The organism is Agrobacterium sp. Ap1, assembly GCF_017313375.1.
Taxonomy (GTDB): domain Bacteria; phylum Pseudomonadota; class Alphaproteobacteria; order Rhizobiales; family Rhizobiaceae; genus Neorhizobium; species Neorhizobium cellulosilyticum.
Map to the genome: position 1 here is coordinate 285,601 of NZ_JAFLMY010000003.1, position 20,348 is coordinate 305,948.

The 20,348-nt window shown below is 59.1% G+C and carries 21 protein-coding genes; 10 read left to right on the top strand and 11 right to left on the bottom strand.

Annotated elements, in window-relative coordinates; translation table 11 throughout:
- Positions 1-113: 113 nt before the first annotated feature.
- The 7 genes from JZX87_RS07610 to JZX87_RS07640 form a co-directional block, all read right to left on the bottom strand.
- On the bottom strand, positions 114-1,403 hold the full coding sequence (locus JZX87_RS07610; protein ID WP_206824963.1) for an RsmB/NOP family class I SAM-dependent RNA methyltransferase: 1,290 nt from the start codon (positions 1,401-1,403) through the stop codon (positions 114-116).
- Positions 1,404-1,522: 119 nt separating this feature from the next.
- A complete protein-coding gene (locus JZX87_RS07615) occupies positions 1,523-1,930 on the bottom strand; it encodes a septal ring lytic transglycosylase RlpA family protein (protein WP_148146046.1) in 408 nt (135 codons plus the stop codon).
- Between the two features lie 381 nt (positions 1,931-2,311).
- Entirely contained in the window at positions 2,312-3,184 is an 873-nt protein-coding gene (locus JZX87_RS07620; protein ID WP_206824964.1) for an SDR family oxidoreductase, read from the bottom strand.
- Complete coding sequence (queG, locus tag JZX87_RS07625) at positions 3,184-4,359, bottom strand: tRNA epoxyqueuosine(34) reductase QueG (protein WP_206824965.1); 1,176 nt, start codon at positions 4,357-4,359, stop codon at positions 3,184-3,186. Before queG ends, JZX87_RS07620 begins: the two co-directional genes overlap by 1 nt.
- On the bottom strand, positions 4,340-5,032 hold the full coding sequence (locus JZX87_RS07630) for a glutathione S-transferase family protein (protein WP_148146043.1): 693 nt from the start codon (positions 5,030-5,032) through the stop codon (positions 4,340-4,342). The genes queG and JZX87_RS07630 overlap by 20 nt, the downstream gene beginning before the upstream one ends.
- A 710-nt stretch (positions 5,033-5,742) precedes the next feature.
- Positions 5,743-6,723 (bottom strand): complex I NDUFA9 subunit family protein, encoded by a 981-nt coding sequence (locus JZX87_RS07635; RefSeq protein ID WP_206824966.1) that lies wholly within the window; start codon positions 6,721-6,723, stop codon positions 5,743-5,745.
- A gap of 168 nt (positions 6,724-6,891) precedes the next feature.
- Positions 6,892-7,179 carry a DUF1330 domain-containing protein gene (locus tag JZX87_RS07640; protein ID WP_148146041.1) on the bottom strand — a complete coding sequence of 96 codons (288 nt, stop codon included), beginning with the start codon at positions 7,177-7,179 and terminating at the stop codon, positions 6,892-6,894.
- A 62-nt stretch (positions 7,180-7,241) separates the two neighbouring features.
- Here JZX87_RS07640 and JZX87_RS07645 point away from each other — a divergent pair, with 62 nt between their 5' ends.
- Positions 7,242-8,300, top strand: a complete 1,059-nt coding sequence (locus JZX87_RS07645) for a right-handed parallel beta-helix repeat-containing protein (protein WP_206824967.1) — start codon at positions 7,242-7,244, stop codon at positions 8,298-8,300.
- A 13-nt stretch (positions 8,301-8,313) separates the two neighbouring features.
- Here JZX87_RS07645 and pyrF read toward each other — a convergent pair whose 3' ends face one another.
- From pyrF to dnaN, 4 genes are all read right to left on the bottom strand, one after another.
- The gene (gene pyrF, locus JZX87_RS07650) at positions 8,314-9,024 is read right to left on the bottom strand and encodes an orotidine-5'-phosphate decarboxylase (RefSeq protein WP_206825123.1); all 711 of its coding nucleotides are present in this window, start codon (positions 9,022-9,024) and stop codon (positions 8,314-8,316) included.
- A gap of 5 nt (positions 9,025-9,029) precedes the next feature.
- Complete coding sequence (locus JZX87_RS07655) at positions 9,030-9,617, bottom strand: histidine phosphatase family protein (RefSeq protein WP_206824968.1); 588 nt, start codon at positions 9,615-9,617, stop codon at positions 9,030-9,032.
- Positions 9,618-9,685: 68 nt separating this feature from the next.
- Positions 9,686-10,279 (bottom strand): phospholipid N-methyltransferase PmtA, encoded by a 594-nt coding sequence (gene pmtA / locus JZX87_RS07660; RefSeq protein ID WP_148146038.1) that lies wholly within the window; start codon positions 10,277-10,279, stop codon positions 9,686-9,688.
- Positions 10,280-10,422: 143 nt separating this feature from the next.
- Positions 10,423-11,541 carry a DNA polymerase III subunit beta gene (gene dnaN, locus JZX87_RS07665; RefSeq protein WP_206824969.1) on the bottom strand — a complete coding sequence of 373 codons (1,119 nt, stop codon included), beginning with the start codon at positions 11,539-11,541 and terminating at the stop codon, positions 10,423-10,425.
- 90 nt (positions 11,542-11,631) lie between these two features.
- On the opposite strand from dnaN, the gene JZX87_RS07670 reads away from it, so the two are divergent.
- From JZX87_RS07670 to JZX87_RS07710, 9 genes are all read left to right on the top strand, one after another.
- Positions 11,632-11,772 carry a hypothetical protein gene (locus tag JZX87_RS07670; protein ID WP_206824970.1) on the top strand — a complete coding sequence of 47 codons (141 nt, stop codon included), beginning with the start codon at positions 11,632-11,634 and terminating at the stop codon, positions 11,770-11,772.
- A 24-nt stretch (positions 11,773-11,796) separates the two neighbouring features.
- On the top strand, positions 11,797-12,717 hold the full coding sequence (rsmI, locus tag JZX87_RS07675; protein ID WP_206824971.1) for a 16S rRNA (cytidine(1402)-2'-O)-methyltransferase: 921 nt from the start codon (positions 11,797-11,799) through the stop codon (positions 12,715-12,717).
- The gene (locus JZX87_RS07680; RefSeq protein ID WP_206824972.1) at positions 12,717-13,091 is read left to right on the top strand and encodes a YraN family protein; all 375 of its coding nucleotides are present in this window, start codon (positions 12,717-12,719) and stop codon (positions 13,089-13,091) included. Before rsmI ends, JZX87_RS07680 begins: the two co-directional genes overlap by 1 nt.
- Before the next feature lie 130 nt (positions 13,092-13,221).
- Positions 13,222-14,520, top strand: a complete 1,299-nt coding sequence (locus tag JZX87_RS07685) for an extracellular solute-binding protein (protein WP_206825124.1) — start codon at positions 13,222-13,224, stop codon at positions 14,518-14,520.
- Between the two features lie 80 nt (positions 14,521-14,600).
- Positions 14,601-15,584, top strand: a complete 984-nt coding sequence (locus JZX87_RS07690; protein ID WP_343062424.1) for an ABC transporter permease subunit — start codon at positions 14,601-14,603, stop codon at positions 15,582-15,584.
- 12 nt (positions 15,585-15,596) lie between these two features.
- On the top strand, positions 15,597-16,439 hold the full coding sequence (locus JZX87_RS07695) for an ABC transporter permease subunit (RefSeq protein ID WP_206824973.1): 843 nt from the start codon (positions 15,597-15,599) through the stop codon (positions 16,437-16,439).
- 12 nt (positions 16,440-16,451) lie between these two features.
- The gene (locus JZX87_RS07700) at positions 16,452-17,549 is read left to right on the top strand and encodes a sn-glycerol-3-phosphate import ATP-binding protein UgpC (protein ID WP_206824974.1); all 1,098 of its coding nucleotides are present in this window, start codon (positions 16,452-16,454) and stop codon (positions 17,547-17,549) included.
- 128 nt (positions 17,550-17,677) lie between these two features.
- Entirely contained in the window at positions 17,678-18,628 is a 951-nt protein-coding gene (gene gshB, locus JZX87_RS07705) for a glutathione synthase (RefSeq protein ID WP_206824975.1), read from the top strand.
- A 176-nt stretch (positions 18,629-18,804) separates the two neighbouring features.
- Positions 18,805-20,340 carry a YifB family Mg chelatase-like AAA ATPase gene (locus JZX87_RS07710; RefSeq protein WP_206824976.1) on the top strand — a complete coding sequence of 512 codons (1,536 nt, stop codon included), beginning with the start codon at positions 18,805-18,807 and terminating at the stop codon, positions 20,338-20,340.
- Positions 20,341-20,348 lie beyond the last annotated feature (8 nt).

Consider the following 20,348-nt stretch of genomic DNA (forward strand, 5'->3'; position numbering starts at 1 on the left):
CGGCGTCGATCCCACGACGTCGCCAATGAGAGTTCTTGGCGCGAATTAAAAGTGGTGTCAAATGTTCTAGTTTAGAACGATTTGAAGCTTTGGTTGATCAGCGCAGCCGAAATTTACACCTTGCGTTGCATGCGGCAGAAAAAGAATCCGTCCGTATCGGTACTTGCGGGTGACAGCGTGATCGTGCCTGCAGCCGCAACGCGAGGGCTGGGCGCCTGAGAGCCGAATATTTTCGTCCAGTCGTCGGCGACGGAGGTGATCGCGAAGGCCGGGTTCCCGGCGCAGAAGCGCTCGACCTGACGGTCATTCTCTTCCGGCAGCACCGAACAGGTGACATAAAGCAGTGCTCCGCCGGGCTTCACGAACTTTGCCGCCTCGCCAAGCGCGTCCTGCTGCTGGGCGATCCGCTCGTCGAGGTTTTTCTGCGTCAGCCGCCATTTGGTGTCCGGGCGACGGCGCCATGTGCCGGTGCCGGTGCAGGGCGCATCGACGAGAACGGCATCCAGCTTGTCCTTCAGGGCATCGAGCTGGCGCGGGTCGTCATGAACCTGAACATTGCGGGTGCCTGCACGGCGCAAGCGCTCGATGATCGGTGCCAGCCGCTTGCGGTCGGCATCATAGGCGTGAACCTGGCCCTTGTTGTTCATCGCAGCCGACATCGCGAGCGTCTTGCCGCCGCCGCCGGCGCAATAATCCAGCACTTGGTCGTGTTCGCCGGGCTGAACCAGATCGGCGACGATCTGTGAGCCTTCGTCCTGAACCTCGAACCAGCCTTTCTGGAAGGAAAGCTCGGCCGTAACATTCGGCAGGCGCGATGCGCCTTCGCCGGCTGCGATGCGGATGCCGTTGCGGGCGATTGCGGCTGCCTTTGCGCCGGAGCGCTCCAGCGCTTTCACCACCTTGTCGCGGTTGGCCTTCAGCGTATTGGCGCGAAGATTGAGCGTCGGGCGGTCGGCAAGCGCTTTGGCTTCTGAGAGCCAGTTCTCGCCAAAATTGGTTTCGAATGAAGGCTGTACCCAGTCCGGGATATCACCCTGCACATTCAAAGGCGCATCACTAAGATTACGGCTGGAGAAAGCGGCAATATGAGCGTCGGTCAGTGCCGGCGGTGCAAACTTGTCGTCGGCAAATTCGGCTGCAAGCGTCTCGGTGGTAAAACCCCACTGGCGCAGCAGAACGGCATAGGCAAGTGCAACGGGGCTTTCGTCATCCATTAGCCAGGCATGGGAAAGCCGCATTCGAAGCGCGTCGTAGACGATGTTGCCGATGGCTGCCCGGTCGCCGGATCCGGCGAAACGGTGGGCAAGGCCCCAGTCTTTCAGTGCATCCGCCACCGGGCGTTTGCGTGCTTCTATATCGGCCAGAACTTCAATTGCTCCGGCTACTCGCCCGCCCAGTCGCATGTGATACTCCGTATCGGTTGAACCCGTATGGAGCCGGTCGTAACCGCGATCGGGCAGAAGGGCAAGGGGGAGGCCTGCCGCAGCAAGGCCTGTACCTTGAGTTTGAATTGCCGAATGGCTTAGCCGTCGACGCCCTTGATGCCCTTGCCTGCGACCTTCTGGGTGTCGGCAACAATCTGATAACAGACCTGCGCGGTACCGGATGACACCATGCCGATGTTCTGGGCCGCAGCCTTGGATACGTCGATAACCCGGCCGCGGATGAATGGTCCGCGATCGTTGATGCGCACGATCACGCTTTTGCCGTTGCGCTTGTTGGTCACCAGTACCTTGGTGCCGAAAGGCAGCGAGCGATGCGCGGCGGTGAGCTTGGCCGCATTCATCCGTTCACCGGATGCGGTCTTGGAAGTGAGAGCATACCAGGATGCGTGTCCGCATCCGGGCGCCGCATTGGCTGGCGCCTGGCCGAGTAGTGCAAAAGCAGCAATGGCGGCCGTGGCGGCAGTTAGGCGTCGAACTATTTTCAAGTCGGTCGTCCCCGTCGTTAAGTCCCTGCACGTTGCGTGCAATTGGCTTAGGCGAGGCGAAAAATGGCGAAAACGTGGGATTTTATATCACGGAGTGTTAATGACCGTAACATTTGTGATTACATTGCTATCGATCTTTTTAACGAGCCGGCTAATTGATGTTGGAATAAAACCTTAGGAATCAGTCGGTAAACGGAATCACGTTCCTGCAAGATTCCGTGATGCGCCGCGATCACAAAATGACACGAAAAAAATTTGTTGTCGCATAGTGATTTCTGCCCAAATTGGACAGATTATGTGGCGCTTTGCCGTAAGGATTAAGAAATATTAACTCGAAAGATGCCTAAGGATGGAAATTTCAACCGTTTCAAAATGGGATTTTCAGCCGCGCCAGGTGGTCTCCGACCACATTTGGGCGAGGGAAATGTGGTAATTGGGGAATGCAAACTGGAAACCCAGCGAGCGGATTTTTTCATTCGAGACACGCTTGTTGGCGCCATAGAAAGAGCGTGCCATGGGCGTCATGTCGGCGCTGTCGAAATCCACTTCCGCTGGCGGCTCGACACCCATCAGGCGGGCGGCCTCCGTGATCACATCCTGGGGCGCACAGGGTTCGTCGTCGGTCACATTATATATGCCGGCAAGATTACGCTCTGCGAGAAACAGCGTGGCGCTGCCGATATCCTCGACGCGGATACGGTTGAACACCTGGTCCTTCTTTATGATGCGGCGTGCGGTGCCACGGTCGAGATTGACGAAGGCGTTGCGCCCCGGTCCATAAATGCCGGAAAGACGCAGCGCCGCGACCGGCACGCCCGCAATGCGACCCTGCTCGGCCCATGCCTCTTCGGTGCCGACCCGTTCGATCGACCGACCGAGGATCGGGCTTCCCGGCGTTTCTTCCGTCACCCAGCCGCCGCCATGATCGCCGTAAACGCCGACTGTCGATAGATAACCAATCCATTTCAGCTTCGGGCAGAGCGCCGTAAGCCGTCCGGAAACGAGTTTCAGCAGCGGATCGTGCTCCTTGCCGGGCGGGATCGACTGGATGAGGTGGGTGACATCCCGTAGTGCCGCCAGCAATTCCGGGCTGAATGCAGTGCCGTCGAAAATGTAAGGCTTGATATGATGCGATGCGAGCGCTTCGGCGCCTTCAAGCGTGCGGACCGTACCGGCAACGGAAAAGCCCTTTTCTGCAAAGGCTCTCGCAATCGCCTTGCCCGAATAACCGCATCCGAAAATCATCACCGTCATCAATCCACTCCTGCCATCTGCCATTCCCGGCGAACCTCGGGATCATTATCTGCTGCGCGGCCTCTCGCGAATGCGGCAAACGCGCCATCGTCCATCAGCTGCCTCAAGGCCCAGACCGCCATGCCGCGCACGATAGGAGAAGCGTCATCGGCAAGAAGGTGACATTGCGCGATGAACTGGCGATCACCGGAATTGCCGGCTGCGATCAGCACATTGCGAACAAAACGGTCGCGCCCGATACGTTTGACCGGCGAACCCGAGAAGAAGGTGCGAAACGCCGGATCGTCCAGCGTCAGCAGAAAGGCGATCGATGGCTCCTTCAGATCATCGCGCGCCTTGAGCTTCATCTCGGATGCGCTCGCTGCAAACTTGTTCCACGGACAGGCTGAGAGACAGTCATCGCAGCCATAGATGCGATTGCCGATCAGCGGCCGGAATTCCACATCGATCGGCCCTTTGTGCTCGATCGTCAGATAGGAAATGCAGCGCCGCGCATCCAGCCGGTAAGGGGCCGGGAATGCGGCTGTCGGACAGGCATCGAGACAGGCTCGGCAGGAGCCGCAATGATCCTTTTCCGGGCTATCGATCAAAAGCTCGGCGGTGGTGAATAGGCTGCCGAGAAACAGCCAGGAGCCATGGCTGCGGCTGACGAGATTGGTATGCTTGCCCTGCCAGCCGAGGCCTGCGGCCTCCGCCAGCGGCTTTTCCATCACGGGCGCGGTGTCGACGAAGACCTTGACGTCTTCGCCCGCACGCGCTGCAAACCGAGTGGCGATTTCCTTCAATCGCCCCTTGATAACGTCATGATAATCGCGATTGCGCGCATAGACTGAGATCGCCGCCTTGTCCTTCATGGACTGGAGATAGCGCGGATCCTCCTCGGGGCCGTAGTTCAGCCCGAATATCACAATCGAACGCACTTCGCTCCAAAGTGTCTTGGGATCTGCGCGGCGCTCTTTCGTTTCCGCCATCCAGTCCATCGTGCCGTGATGGCTATCGTCGAGAAATACGGAGAGCCTCTCCGGTGCACGCGGAATGCTTGTCGGCAGGGTGATGCGACAGAGATCGAAGCCCTGAGCGATGGCTTCCTCGCGAATGAAGGCGGTCAGCTTCTCCCGCCGGCGAAGCGCCTTATCGTCTCCGGCTTTGTCGGCGCTAGAAATCGAGGTCCGCATAATGGGAGACCGGGGTCAGGCCGCGAATGCGCTCGGCAAGCATCGGGCGGAAGGAAGGGCGCGATTTCAATCGCTGGTACCAGTCTTTGGCGATAGGGAAATCCGACCATTCGATTTCGCCGAGATAGTCGAGAACGGAAATCGAGGCCGCAGCAGCCAGATCCGCATAGCTCAGCCGTTCACCGGCAAGCCACTGGCGGGAGCCTGCAAGCCAGGACAGATATTTCATGTGCTGACGGATATTGGCGCGCGAGGTGCGCAGCGCCTTTGAATCCGGCGCGCCGCCGCCCTGCGCTGCTGTCATCTGCAGCTTGTAGACCCGTTCGCGGGTCAACGGCCGGGTCACGTCCTGCTCCATCTTCTGCAGGAACCATTCCGTCAGTCGGCGGATTTCAGCGCGGTGCCAGGGATCTTCCGCCAAAAGACGGCGCTCGCGCTTCAGCACGCCATGGGTTTCGTCGAGAAACTCCATCAGCACCGAGGGACCACAGAGCACACGCATGCTGTCATCGACATAGACGGGAAGCGTCGCTGCCGGGTTGATGCTCAGGAATTCCCGCCTCTTTTCCCATGGCTGCTCCTCTACCAGATCAGCCTGAAATCCGTACTCGGCAAGGATCAGGCGAACAAATCGCGAGGCGGACGACATGGGATGGTGGTAGAGGGTGGGCATCGGGCTTCGGCTATCGTGTGCGGGGTGTGGGTGGCGTAGGCTTATATCGCGCCCGCCTGACTTAAGGTCAGCTATATGGACTTGATAGGGCCAACACAAGCAAGCGGCATAAATTCGCGACAAGTCGCAAACTGCCTGCATTTCGTCAGCAAATAATTAAGAACGATTGCAATTGCTGGTAAACGTGCGAATTGCGGGGCTTGCGGCCGGTTTTCGTAGGGCTCTCGGCTACGCCGCCATTAAATATGAGAGCTAATCCGGGATGGCGTTCGGCGCTAAAGAAAGAGCGGCTTGTCGCCGCTCTCGTGTCTCGCTTAGCGAGGAATTGATGCCGTGGCGCACGGGTCGACGCCGTAAGCCGGAGCGCAACCTTCCTTGCCGCTTGCGGCGGTCTGGGGCGCCATGAAAGAGCCCGCGAGAATAACAAGTGCCGCGCATGCAAAGAAAAGGGCGATAGGCTTGCCCATGAAAGACGCCTTTCAAACAGGTGATTTGCAGTGAACTAATTTCGTGCGACCGATTTATTGGTCACCGCTTCTGAATTCAATAACGGTTTTTGCTAAACCTGCGGTTAACGCACACTCATTCGCGTGTGAGGACTTTATGCCACATCGACAAATGTCAACTTGCATAAATCCAAGGCTTTAGAGGTGTCTGCCCGATAGGCAGGCACCTGAAGCGCACTGAATGAAAAATGATGAAAGCTAAGCTCAGGCCGCCTTGCCGCTGCCGGTGAACTGGCCCTGCGGGCGGAAGTGCACGAGGTAAGATGCAAGGATTGAGCCGGGAACGACTGGACGAATGCCAAGCCCGCAAAGCGTGCGGCCTTCCTTGATCGCGCTTTCGGAGACGACGTTGTCGCTCTTCAGCAGTTCCACTTGGTCCGCAGTGACTGGCGGTTTTACGAACGGGATCAAGGATGCGATGCTTCCGATCATCGAAGCGATGCCGAAGGGCAGCGAAACCAGCGCGCGATCGCGGCAGGTCACGCGCAGCACGGTCTCGAGACAGTCACGGAAAGTCATCACTTCGGCGCCGCCCAGTTCATAGGTCGTACCGGGCGTCAGCGTGCCATCGACTGAGCGGCCGACGACTTCGGCGACATCCTCGACATAGACCGGCTGCAGCTTGGTCTTGCCGCCGCCGATTAGCGGCAGTGCCGGAAGCTGGCGAGCCATGGCGGCAAACCTGTTGAAGAAATTGTCTTCCGGCCCGAAAACGATCGACGGCCGCAGGATCACGGCGTCGGGGATCAGGGAGAGGATGCTTGCTTCGGCGCGGCCCTTGCTGCGGGCATAGGAGGAGCCGGAATTGGCGTCGGCACCGATCGCCGAAATATGGGTGAACTTGGCGCCGGCCTTGGCGGCAGCTCCTGCAATCGAGCGCGCCCCGGTGTCCTGGATCGCATCAAACGTGTTGCGACCGCTCTCGAACAGAATGCCGACGCAGTTGACCACATGGGCCGCGCCTTCCACGGCGCGGTCAATGGACTGGCGATAGCGAAGATTGGCCTGAACCAGCGAAATCTGGCCGACATATCCGGCCGGCAGAAGGAAACCCGCGAGATCCGGGCGGCGCACAGCGACCCGCACGCGATAACCGCGCTTTACCAGCGTCCGGACCACATGGCGACCTACGAAACCCGATCCTCCGAAAACGGTAACGAGCGGCGGAAGATTGTTCACGGTCATGGTCTGCCCCGAAAGCTGTCTCTTACTCATTGGTCTTTAGCTTAAACCTCAACGTGGTGGAAGAGACTTGCGCGCCCCAGATGTCGCAAGTCTCCTAGAGCATCGACACGAAAACCGGAATCGGTTTCGGAAAGTACGATGCGCAGGTTATGAAGCGCCGTAGGCGTGTCAGATCCCCTGCACGACCACCATCTCGCCATCGGCGACTTCCTGCCGGATTTTTGCGGCAATCTGGTATTCCGGCGAGTTGTAGCAATCGATAGCGGCCTGCATCGACGGAAACTCGATCACGACATTGCGATGGCGTGACGAGCCTTCGAGTTCTTCCGCTGCGCCGCCGCGCGCCAGAAAATGGGCGCCATATTTCTCGAATGCCGGTTTTGCAGCTGCCACATAATCCTTGTAGCGCTCGGGATCATGCACATCCATTCGTGCGATCCAATATCCCTTGGTCATCAAATATCCTCCTCTCCAGTTTAGGTATATTCGAGATCGGGCGAATCAGGAGGCAAGTCAATATGGTGCGCTACGCATTCCCTTTGGCAGCGAGTGTATTTCTGGCGATCGGCTCGCTGATATTCACCGGATCATCCGATGCGCGGGCCGATGCCTGCCCGGCAAACGTCATGGATGCGCTTCGTGCGCCGGCCAAGAAGGATTCAAAACCGGTCGATATTCGATGCGACGTCAGCCTGAACAAGGGAGACAAGATCACCCAGCGCATCACGTTTTCGGGCAGTCGTGCTTCTGGCGTGGTTTTCGATTGCAACGGCGCGATGATTGACGGCACTGGAACCAAGGCGAGGACGGTGCTGATCCAGTCCCGCAAGGGAAGCGACGGAAAATGGGACGTGCCGACCGACATCACCATTCGCAATTGCCAGATCAAGGGTGATCTGCGCATCCAGGGCCTGGGCAATAACGGCCAGGCAAAGGAAGTGAAGGCATCCTCGAACCGGGACGGACATACGCAGCGGGCGCAGGCGGCAGCGCCGACCGGCGTCCTGCTCGACAACATTACATTCTCTGGCAGTGTCGGGGTGCCGCTCTATCTCGCGCCCGGCGTGACACGAGTCACGCTGCAGAATTCCCGCTTCACCGGCAAGGCAAGCTCGACCATCGTTTATCTCGATGCGGAATCGGCCGGAAATGTCATCACCGGCAATACGTTTTCGGCCCGCCCCGAATGGCGGGAAGTCATTGCCGTCGACGGATCGGCGAACAATCGCATCGAGAACAATACATTCGTGAACCCGCTCAGTGGCGGTATTTATCTTTACCGCAATTGCGGCGAGGGCGGCACGTTCCGCCATCAATCACCGCAGGGCAATACCATCCGCGGCAACACGTTCCAGTATCAGGTGCCGGTCGCACGTCCTGCCGTGTGGATCGGCAGTCGGGAAGGACTCAGCATGTTCAACAGCTATTGCCTCGTCCAGCCCAAGATGTTGCTCGGGGGTCTGGATCACGATGACGGCGCTAACAACAATACGGTTACGGATAACCGCCTGATCGGCGGCTCTCCGAACCTGATTGTCGATGACGGTGCACGCAATCGGGTCGCTAACAATCGCTAGTTAGCTACGCGTATCAGGCGTCGTTTGCTGGCCAGAGAGCCTCGCGCATTTCGGCAAGAATTGCTTCGGCGGATGCTTTCGGGTCTTCAGCCTTGACGATAGGGCGGCCGACGACGAGATGCGTCGAGCCTGCTTTCAGGGCGTCGAATGGCGTCACGACACGTTTCTGGTCGCCTGCATCCGCGCCTTTCGGGCGAATACCCGGCGTAACGATTGCCATGTCGGCGCCGACGATTTCGCGCACGGCGGCGGATTCTTCGGCCGAGCAGACGATGCCGCCCATGCCGGCGTCGCGTGCTTGCGCCGCACGGGTGCGAACCAGCTGCTCCGGCGTCTGCGCATAACCGGCTTCGGTCACGTCCGCAGCATCCATCGAGGTCAGCACGGTGACGCCGAGCAGGCAGAGATCCGAACCTTTGGCAGCTTCCACCGCGGCCCGCATTGCCTTGGGATAGGCGTGCAGCGTCAGCATGGTCATGCCCATCTTCGCAATGTTCTCGACACCCTTCGCCACCGTGTTGTCGATGTCGAGAAGCTTCATGTCGAGAAAGATCTTCTTGCCGTCCTTGGCGAGGTCACGGGCAAATTCCAGTCCGCCGGCAAACACCAGCTGGTAGCCGATTTTGTAGAAGGAGACGCTCTCGCCGAGCGTGGCGACCATTTTTTCGGCTTCGGAAACGGTCGGGATATCGAGGCCCACGATCAGTCGGTCACGCGCTTGCATGTTGGTCATTCCCCTTGCCATGTTTCTATCGGGGTCCAGTCGCACGAGATGGTCCGATCCGCAAGGGAGAAGCAGAAGAGATTTCCGCCGCCGCCCGGCTGATCTTGGCTTCTTGTGATCGGGATCTGCAGCAGATGGCACTTCAAAAGTGTGCCGACGCCGCCATGGCCGACAAAGGCGATCGGCATGTCGGGATTGTGGTCGGAAAGGATGCGGTCGAAAGCCGAAACAATGCGGGCCTGTGCATCCGCGGCCGTTTCCCAGCCCTTGAAGCTTTCCGTCGGATTGGCGAAGAACCAGTCTGCCGCCGCTTTGAATTCTGGCGGTGCGAGAAAGCCGGTCGCCGACCGGTCGTTCTCATGCGTGTCCGGGGCAAGCATGATCGAGACGTCGGCAACGGCCGCCAGGATCTCGGCCGTTTCGATCGCCTTGGTCTCGTCGCTCGAAACGATCCGGCCAAGCTTTTGCGCCCAAGGCTGCTGCGCAGCCTTCTCGGCGCGCTGCCGGCCGATATCCGAAAGGCTCCATTGCGGCACCGGTACATCAGGATCGATGCGCACCTGAGGGTGAGTGATATAAAGGCCGAAGGTCATGTCGGTCAAAACTCCAAAGCGGGTCGAAATCGATCCCGCTTACCTCGGCCAGTTGACGCGCGTGTGAATCAAGTCCGGGTGTAGGTCCACAACTGCGCCGGCGGTATATTCCGCACGACGAAATCGTAATGCTTGATCTTGTAGCGATCCGGATTGGCGATGATCGGCGAGACCGGGCCATAGGTGATCTGCATCACTGGCCTACCTGCCGGCATGCGGTCGAGCAGGTCTTCCAGAAGCGCGATACGGCTTTCCATCGGAAAGCTCAGCATCGGGATGGCGGAGATCACACTGTCGAAGATGACCGACTTCATCTCGCCAAGCGTCTTGTCGAGTTCGAAAGCGTCACCATTGATGAAGTGAACGCCTTCATAGGTCTTGATCAGGTTCTGGTAGAAATCCGTCGAATATTCGATCGAAACCAAGTTCTCCGGCGCAATGCCGCGTTCCAGGATCGCCTTGGTGATGACGCCGGTGCCCGGGCCGAGTTCAAGCACGGGCAGGCCCGATGAAGGGTTGATGACGCTCGCCATGCGCTTGGCGGTGACGGAAGAGGTCGGGCAGATAGCGCCTACGCTTTTCGGGCCATCCATCCAGCCCTTGAAGAAACGGATTTCCTCGTCGAACTTACGGCCGAGCCGTTCCTTCAAGCGTAATTCCATCTAGTTACCTCTCCCGGTTTTCAAGCCTATTTGGTCGTCCGGCCGCAGGGGTCAAGGTCGATGACGCAAAGGCAGGCAAGAATGTCGCAATTAGAAAACGGCATAAAAAAGGCGGCTCGAAATTTCCGGCCGCCTCGATTGTCTTAAACGCGCATTGGCATAAGCACGTAGAGAGCATCGTCTCCCGCGGTATCTCTGACCAGTGTCGGCGAACCCGCATCCGCAAGCATGAAGATGGCGTCGTCGCCCGAAAGCTGGGCCGTGATGTCGAGCAGATATTTTGCGTTGAAGCCGATTTCCATCGGATCGTTTTCATATCCGACCGCGACTTCTTCCGTGGCGCTCCCCGAATCTGGATTGTTGACCGTCAGCATCAGCTGGCCGTCCGTCAGGGCAAGCTTTACCGCACGGCCGCGCTCGGACGAAATGGTCGAAACGCGATCGACGGCCTTGGTGAAGGTCTGGCAATCGACGCGCATTTCCTTGTCGTTGCCGGTCGGGATGACACGCTGGTAATCCGGGAACGTGCCGTCGATCAGCTTCGACGTCATGATGATGTCGGCGATCGATAGACGGATCTTTGCGTCGGAAACCTCGACGGTGACCTGTGCTTCCGGATCGTCGACCAGCTTCTGCAGCTCGCCAACGGTCTTGCGCGGAATGATGATGCCCGGCATGCCTTCCGAACCGGAAGGTGCCTGCACGTCGGCGCGCGCCAGACGGTGACCGTCGGTCGCAACGGCACGCAGCTTCAGGTCGCCCCCGGCCTCGATCGTGTGGAAGAAGATGCCGTTCAGGTAATAACGGGTCTCTTCCGTCGAGATAGCGAACTGCGTGCGGTCGATCAGCATCTTGAGATCGGTCGCCTTCAGCTTGAACGTGTGGCTGAACGAACCGGCGGTCAGATCCGGGAAATCCGTTTCCGGCAGGCATTGCAGCGAGAATTTCGAACGGCCGGATTGGACCGTCATCGAGCCGCCGTCCGGATTGGTGGCAAGCAGAACTTCCGAACCGTCCGGCAGCTTGCGGACGATTTCGTAGAGAAGATGCGCGGGAACCGTGGTGGCGCCGGCCTGCTCCACCATCGCCGGAACGGCTTCGGTGATTTCCAGATCCAGATCGGTTGCCTTCAGTTCGACGCTCGCGTCGGAGGCGCGCATCAGCACGTTGGAAAGGATCGGGATTGTGTTGCGGCGCTCGACCACGCGGTGCACGTGGCTCAACGATTTCAGAAGATTGGACCGCTCGAGAGTAATACGCATGGACTCAACCGCTTTCGACCTGGGCGTCCCGGGAGGTGGGGCACCTGATATTCTTCGGCTTTCGCAAGCCGGACGATGTGGACGGGCAAAATGGCAGAGATCGACCTTTCAACGCAAGAGGATAAGCGGGGTGTCAGCTTCATTTCGGCACTCGCGACGGAGCTGCACACAGAAAACTTGGCCTTCTGCCGCTTGCAGGCCGCCATCGCCTTGACCATAAAGGGCTTATGATCATCCAACTGAATTGAAAAGCTCGTGGCTGGACCCTCTGAAGCGACCCGGGGTTACCGTGTTGCCAACACTTTCGTGCCGTCGCGCCCGCTGGAGCCGGCGCTGTATCTGGTTGCAACGCCGATCGGTAATCTCGGCGACATCACGCTACGCGCGCTGGAAACGCTCGCCGGTGCCGACGTGCTGGCCTGCGAGGACACGCGCGTCACTCGTGTGCTTCTTGACCGTTACGGCATCGCCAACAAGCCCTATGCCTATCACGAACATAATGCCGACGAGATGGGGCCCAGGCTGCTGGCGGCGCTGGAACAGGGCAAGTCCGTGGCACTGGTCTCCGATGCCGGCACGCCGCTTGTCTCCGATCCGGGTTATCGGCTCGGCCAACTGGCCATCGAAGCGGGCCATCGGGTAGTCCCCATTCCCGGCGCTTCGGCGCCTCTCGCCGCGCTGGTTGCTTCCGGTCTTCCGAATGATGCTTTCCTGTTTGCCGGGTTTCTGCCGGTGAAGGAAAAAGGACGCCGCGACCGACTGGCGGAACTGTCGAAAATTCCAGCAACGCTTATATTCTTTGAATCTCCGCATCGCATCACCGCGACGCTGGCCTCCGCCGCCGATGTTCTGGGGCCGGGCCGCGCGGCTTGTGTTGGCCGCGAACTGACCAAGGCCTTCGAGGAGATCAGCCGCGCGTCGCTCGGAGAGCTTGCTGAAGCCTTCGACGGTCGCAACGTCAAGGGTGAGATCGTCTTCCTCGTCGGGCCGCCTGCCTATGATGATGTGCCGGCGGCGGTCGATGTCGATGTATTGCTGGAGGAGTTGTCGTCTTCCATGCCCGCGGCAAAGGCCGCGGCGGAAGCAGCACGTCTGACAGGCCTTTCGAAGCGAGACCTCTATCAACGGCTGGTCACCATGAAAGATGCCGCCATGAAGGACAAGGATGAAGGCTGATGGGCCGAGGAGCCGAGGACAGGCGGCATAAACGCCGGCGCGCCGAACGGCGCGGCCACGTCTCCGAATATCTCGCAGCTCTCTATCTTCTCTTTAAAGGGTATCGAATCCTGAAGTTCCGATACCGGACACCGCTCGGCGAAATCGATATCGTCGCCCGCAAAAACACTCTTATCCTGTTTGTCGAGGTCAAGGCGCGCGCCCGAGAAGCTGACGCGATCGATGCGGTCGGTTACGGCGCCCAAAGGCGGATAAGGGCTGCAAGCGATATCTGGCTGTCGCGCCGCTGTGACGCCCATCTTCTATCCTGCCGTTACGATATTATCGCCGTCCTGCCCTGGCGTTTGCCCCGGCATTTTCCGGATGCTTTTTGACGGTGTTGTGAAGTTTTTGCAAAGCTGTGCAAACGTCACAAATCTGAAACAGAATTGTTAAGAGCCTGTCACGACCAGGCCCTATTGCGGTCCTCGATCCAACCAAGGCGGAGAGGACGAAACCATGACCATGATCAAGAAGTTTTCGATGGCCGCGATGGCAGTTGCAATGTCTGCAACCTCCTCGCTCGCAGCAACCAACATCACCTGGTGGCACGGCATGGGCGGCCGTAACGGTGAAGTCATCAACGAAGTGTCGCAGAAGTTCAACGCTTCGCAGACCGCTTGCGCTCTGACTCCGATCTCCAAGGGCACCTACGAAGAAGCTCTGGCAACCGGCATCGCCGCTTTCCGTTCGGGCGAACAGCCGAACATCCTTCAGGTATTCGATGCCGGTGCTGCCACCATCATCAACGCCAAGGGCGCAACCGTCGCCGCCGAAGACCTGATCAACAACGTAGGTTACAAGTTCGACCGAAATGCGTTCATCGAGGGCGTTCGCTATTTCTACGCTGACTCGAAGGGCAAGTTCATCGGCATGCCGTTCAACTCTTCGGCGCCTATCATGTACGTCAACCCGCAGGCTTTCGAAAAGGCCGGCGTTGCCGTGCCGAAGACCTGGGAAGAGTTTGAAGCTGTTGCTCCCAAGCTCAAGGAAGCCGGCTTCATCCCGATGACCGCTTCGCAGCTCACGTGGCAGTTCACCGAGAATTTCTTCTCGCGCCAGAACATCCAGTTCGCCAACAACAACAACGGTTACGACAGTGTTGTCGACACCAAGATGAACCTCACCGACAAGAACCTTGTCATGATGTTCGAAAAGCTGAAGGCCTGGTCTGACGCAGGTCTCTACAAGTTCTACGGCGCAAGCTGGAACGACAACCAGAAGCCTTTCGAAGAAGGCAAGGTGGCCATGTGGATCGGTTCTTCCGGCTCCTTCGGTGGCCTGCAGAAGACCGCTTCCATGCCGTTCTCGGCTGACTTCCTGCCCTACTGGTCGAGCATCAAGGGCGCCGGCACGAACACCTTCATCGGTGGTGCTGCTCTCTTTGCAATGGCCGGCAAGCCGGAAGCCGAAAACAAGTGCACGGCTGACTTCTTCCAGTTCCTGACCTCGCCGGAAATCCAGAAGTTCTACCACCAGGCTACCGGTTACGTCGCCATCACCAAGGCTGCTTACGAACTGGCCAAGAAGGAAGGCTACTACGAAAAAAAACCGGTTGCTGAAGTCGGCATCAAGCAGCTGATGCTGCCGTCGGGCGAATGGTCCAAGGGCTACCGCCTCGGCTTCTACCCGCAGATCCGTTCCATCATGGAACGCGAATACAACAAGATCTTCTCGGGTGAAACGACCGTCCAGAAGGCCTTCGAAACCATCGAGAAGGAAGGCAACGACCTCCTCACCCGTTTCGCCAAGACCGCCGGCTGATAGCCATCTCCCATCATGGTCCGTCCGCTCTTTTCAAGGGCGGGCGGGCTCTTTTGTAATTGCAAGAAAGGGGAGAATTCGTGGCCTATACGACGTCACAACCGCAACCCGGTGGTTTCCTGTCCCGCCTCGGCTACCGGGGGAACGCACGCAGCAAGAAGCCTGCCGTTGCAGCAGAAGAAATGAAGCGTGTGCAGTTCACCTCGCCCGTTCTGCCCTATCTGTTCCTGTTTCCGCAGCTCGCGGTAATCTTCATCTTTTTCTACTGGCCCTCGGTCCAGGCGGTAAGCTCGTCCTTTTACCTCGAGGACCCGTTTGGCTTCGGCTCGACATTCGTGGGCTTAAGCAATTACACCGACGTGATCTTCAGCTCCGAATATCAGTCGATCGCGCTGTTTACCGCCGTCTTCACTGTGCTCGTCACCTTCCTGTCGCTCTCGCTGGGATTGCTGCTCGCCGTCAAGGCCGACCGTGTAATCCGCGGGGCCTCGACCTACAAGACGCTGCTGATCGCCGTCTACGCCATTGCAGCACCCGTCTCGGGCCTGATCGGCATGATGATCTTCGACCAGCATGTCGGCCCCTTCGTGAAGATGATGTCTTATTTCGGCTGGCACATGCAGGTGGGCCTGAACTATTACGACACGGCCTTCGCGATGACCGTGGTCGCCGTCTGGAAGCAGATCCCCTACAATTTCATCTTCTTCCTGTCGGGCCTGCAGAATGTTCCCGTCTCCGTGCGCGAAGCGGCGATGATCGACTGCCGCTCGGGCCTGCGCCGATTCTGGACGGTCATCCTGCCGCTTCTGGCACCGACTGCATTCTTCCTTCTGACCATCAACGTCACCTACGCGCTGTTCGACACGTTTGGCATCATCGACGTTATGGTCAAGGACAAGCCTGCCAACAACCCGGTGACGCTGGTCTACAAGGTCTATGCCGATGGTTTCCGCGGCAACGATATTGGCGGCTCCTCGGCGCAGTCGGTCATCCTGATGATCGTCGTCTTCGTCCTCACCATCTTCCAGTTCCGCTTCATCGAGCGGCGCGTTCACTACAATTGAGAGGATAAGGCCATGTATCGCACCAAGTTTTCCGATCACCTCGTCCTCATTCTCGGCTCGCTGTTTCTCTGCATGCCGGTCGTGGTCGCCTTCATGACCTCCACCCACACGGCCGCCGACATTCACATGAATGGCCTGTCGCTCGCCTGGGGTGACAATTTCATCGCCACCTACGAAAAGGTCCTGACACAGAAGGGCGGCTTTACCGGCGATATCACCGGCGCCCGCATGGTGATGAACTCGCTCATCCTCGGCATCGGTTTTGCCGCAGGCAAGATTGTCCTGTCGATGCTGGCCGCCTATGCCATCGTCTATTTCCGCTTCCCCATGGCGACGCTCTCCTTCTGGGTGATCTTCACCACGCTGCTTCTACCGCTCGAAGTGCGCATCATGCCCTCCTATCAGGTCATGTCGAACCTGGGCCTGTTGAACAGCTACACCGGCCTGATCGTGCCGCTTCTGGCGTCCGCCACCGGCACCTTCTATTTCCGCCAGTTCTTCAAATCCGTACCGGAAGAACTGCTGGAAGCGGCACGTATCGATGGCGCAGGTCCATTCAAGTTTTTCATCGACATCCTGGTGCCGATCTCTCGCACCATGATCGCCGCCATCTTCATCATCATGTTCGTTTATGGCTGGAACCAGTATCTCTGGCCGATGATGATGACGACCGACGAGAGCTTCTTCACCCTGATGCGCGGCATCAAATCCATCCTGCAGGTTTGGGTCGGCTCGAACATTCCCGATTACAACGAGGCATTTGCCCTGGCGGTTCTCGCCATGCTTCCGCCCGTAGCAATCGTGGTGATTTTCCAGAGCTGGTTCATCAAGGGCCTGACCGAAAGCGACAAGTAAGGAACGATAACAATGGCCGCGATCGACATCAGCAGCGTTGGCAAGATCTATAATGGCGGCGTACGTGCCGTCACCGACATCAATCTCGACATAAAGGACGGTGAGTTCATCGTCCTGGTCGGCCCTTCGGGCTGTGGCAAGTCCACGCTTCTGCGCATGGTCGCAGGCCTGGAGGCCATTTCCGAAGGCACGGTGAAGATCGGCGACCGCGTGGTCAACCAGATCGAACCGGCCGACCGCGATATCGCCATGGTGTTCCAGAACTATGCGCTTTACCCGCATATGACGGTGCGCCAGAACCTCGAATACGGGTTGAAGAACCGCAAGACGCCGAAGACCGAGATCGACGCGCGCGTCAATGAAGCTGCCCGCATGCTGGAAATCACCCAGTATCTCGATCGCAAGCCGCGTGCGCTCTCCGGTGGCCAGCGTCAGCGCGTCGCCATGGGTCGCGCCATCGTCCGCAAGCCGGCCGCCTTCCTCTTCGACGAGCCGCTGTCGAACCTCGATGCCAAGCTGCGCGTCTCCATGCGCGGTGAAATCAAGCGCCTGCAACGCCGCCTCGGCACGACCTCCATCTACGTCACCCACGACCAGCTGGAAGCGATGACGCTGGCGGATCGCCTCGTTGTGCTGAACGGGGGACAGATTGAACAGGTCGGCTCTCCGCTGGACGTCTATCACACCCCCGCCTCGACCTTCGTGGCAAGCTTCATCGGCTCTCCGGCCATGAACCTCGTCAAGGCGGAACTGCAGGGCGACAGGCTCGCCATCGGCCCGTCGCAGATTTCGCTGGGCGGTTATGCGCCCACATCCGGTGCCGTCACGGTCGGCCTGCGCGCCGAGGACCTTCGCGTGGTATCGTCCGATGGAGGCATGCAGTTTACCGTCGAATATGTCGAGGAACTCGGCTCGCAGCGGCTGGCCCATGGACTGGTCGGCGATCAGGCGGTTACAATCGCACTCTCCGGCGAAGCCGAGATTTCCGACAACATGCGGATCGCAATCGACCCGTCCAAACTGCATTTCTTTGACGCCGAAACAGGCAAGCGACTGGAGGCTTCTGTGCCCGCCAGGGCCCCTGCCGCAGTGGCCGAACCGGTCGCCTGAACGACCGGATGCGGATGAGTTTAATCTGTGCGGTCGGGATTGTTCCCGGCCGCATTGCTTTCGAGCCTATGCCATCCTAAATCAGGCAAGCCCAAATTCAGGCGGCATCTTTATCGGGGACGAAACTAATGGCGCATGTTCGCAAGGTCGCAATCCAGATGGACCATATTTCCAGCATCAACATTGCTGGCGATTCCACCTTCGCAATGACCTTGGAGGCGCAATCGCGCGGCTACGAGCTTTTCCATTACACGCCCGACCGCCTGACCATGCGCGACGGCAAGATCTTTGCGGCCGTCGAGCCACTGCAGGTGCGCGACATCAAGGGCGATCATTTCACCCTCGGCGAAAGGCAGCGTGTGGATCTCTCGCAGATGGACGTCGTGCTTCTGCGTCAGGATCCGCCATTCGACATGGGCTATATCACCTCGACCCATCTTCTGGAGCGCATCCACCCGAAGACACTTGTCGTCAACGATCCGGCCTGGGTGCGCAATTCGCCGGAAAAGATCTTCGTCACCGAATTCGCCGACCTGATGCCGCCGACGCTGATCTCGCGTGATCCTGAAGAAATTGCCGCCTTCCGTCACGAGTTGGGCGATATCATCCTGAAGCCGCTTTACGGCAATGGCGGCGCCGGCGTCTTCCATTCCGCCCGCGACGATCGCAACTTCACCTCGCTTCTGGAAATGTTCGGCCAGATGTATCGCGGCGAGCCCTATATCGCGCAAGGCTATCTGAAGGAGGTTCGCAAGGGCGACAAGCGTATCCTGCTCGTCGATGGCGAGCCGGTCGGTGCGATCAACCGTGTGCCAGCGGAAACCGACAGCCGCTCCAACATGCATGTCGGCGGCCGCGCCGAGCCTACCGAACTGGCGACCCGTGAAAAGGAAATCTGCGCCCGTATCGGACCGGCTCTGCGCGAGCGCGGCTTCATCTTCGTCGGCATCGACGTGATCGGCGACTACATGACCGAAATCAACGTAACTTCGCCGACAGGCATCCGCGAAGTGAAGAAATTCGGCGGCGCCGATGTCGCAAGCTTGATGTGGGATGCGATCGAAGCCAAGCTCAACTGAGTTTAGTCTTTGATTCGACAGAGAGGCGCCTGACCGGGCGCCTTTTTTGTTTAGTTTGTTCGATTTTTGTTCTTGTTTAAATTTCCGCGCCGTGTCAGCTTATGGTTGTATTGGGGCGAAGGCAAGCCGTGGGGGCAGGGCCGTCGTTCCGGACATGATCTGTGGGAGCGATTGGCATGGTTTCACGCGTCAGTACCATTGCATTCCAGGGCATAGAAGGTGTTCCCGTCGACGTACAGGTCATGGTCGGCCCGGGCAAGATGGGCATGCATATCGTTGGCCTGCCGGATAAGGCGGTTGCAGAAAGCCGCGAGCGGGTGCAGGCCGCACTCCACGCCTCCGGCCTCGCCATGCCGTCTAAAAAGGTTACCGTTAATCTCGCGCCGGCGGATCTGCCGAAGGAAGGCTCGCATTTCGATCTCGCCATCGCACTCGGCCTGATGACGGCACTTGGTGCTATTCCAGGGGATGCGGTCTCCGATCATGTCGTCATCGGCGAATTGAATCTCGACGGCACGCTGGCTGCGGTCGCCGGTGCGCTCCCGGCGGCGATCAGCGCCAATGCCGTCGGTAAGGGTTTGATCTGCCCGGCGGATAGCGGATCGGAAGCGGCTTGGGCCGGACCAGATGTGGACATCATCGCGCCGCGCAGCCTGATCGCGCTCGCCAATCATTTTCGCGGCACGCAGGTCATATCGCGTCCGCAACCGGCAATCCGCGCTCTGCCGGCCAACCTGCCGGATCTGGCCGAGATCAAGGGACAGGAAAGCGCCAAGCGTGCCTTGGAAGTCGCGGCGGCTGGCGGACATAATCTACTTTTTGTTGGTCCGCCTGGTTCCGGCAAGTCGATGCTGGCGGCACGACTTCCCTCTATCCTCCCGCCGCTTTCGGCAGCCGAACTGCTGGAAGTCTCGATGATTCACTCGATTGCCGGCCAGCTTTCGGGTGGAAAGCTTTCGGATCGTCGACCCTATCGCACGCCTCATCATTCGGCGACCATGGCGGCGCTCGTCGGAGGTGGCTTGCGGGCAAAACCGGGCGAGGCATCGCTCGCCCATCACGGCGTCCTGTTCCTCGATGAGTTTCCGGAATTCTCGCCCCAGGTGCTGGATGCCCTGCGCCAGCCGCTGGAAACCGGCGAATGTGTCATCGCCCGCGCCAATCACCGTGTTTCCTATCCGGCCAGCATCCAGCTTATCGCGGCGATGAACCCCTGCCGCTGCGGCATGGCGGGTGAGCCCGGCCATTCCTGCGCCAGAGGTCCGCGCTGTGCCGCCGATTATCAGGCGCGTATCTCCGCCCCGCTGATGGATCGTATCGATATCCGCATCGATGTGCCGGCAGTGTCGGCTTCTGACTTGATCAGGCCGGCACCTGCGGAAAGCAGTGCCGATGTCGCCAAGCGCGTTCATGCCGCGAGAGAACTGCAGCAGGATCGTTATCTGGCGGCAGGCCTGTCTGGGCCGCTCACCAATGCGCGCTGCTCCACGGCACTCATCGAGAAGGTGGCCGAGCCTGATCCATCCGGCCTGCAATTGCTGAGGGATGCGGCGGAGAAACTGAAATTCTCCGCCCGCGGATATCATCGGGTGCTGAAAGTGGCTCGCACGCTCGCCGATCTTGACGGCAAACCGACCGTTGGCCGGCCGCATCTGGCGGAAGCGATTTCCTACCGCATGGCCAGCGAGCGGCTGGCCATCGCGGCGGCTTGAGTAAGGCG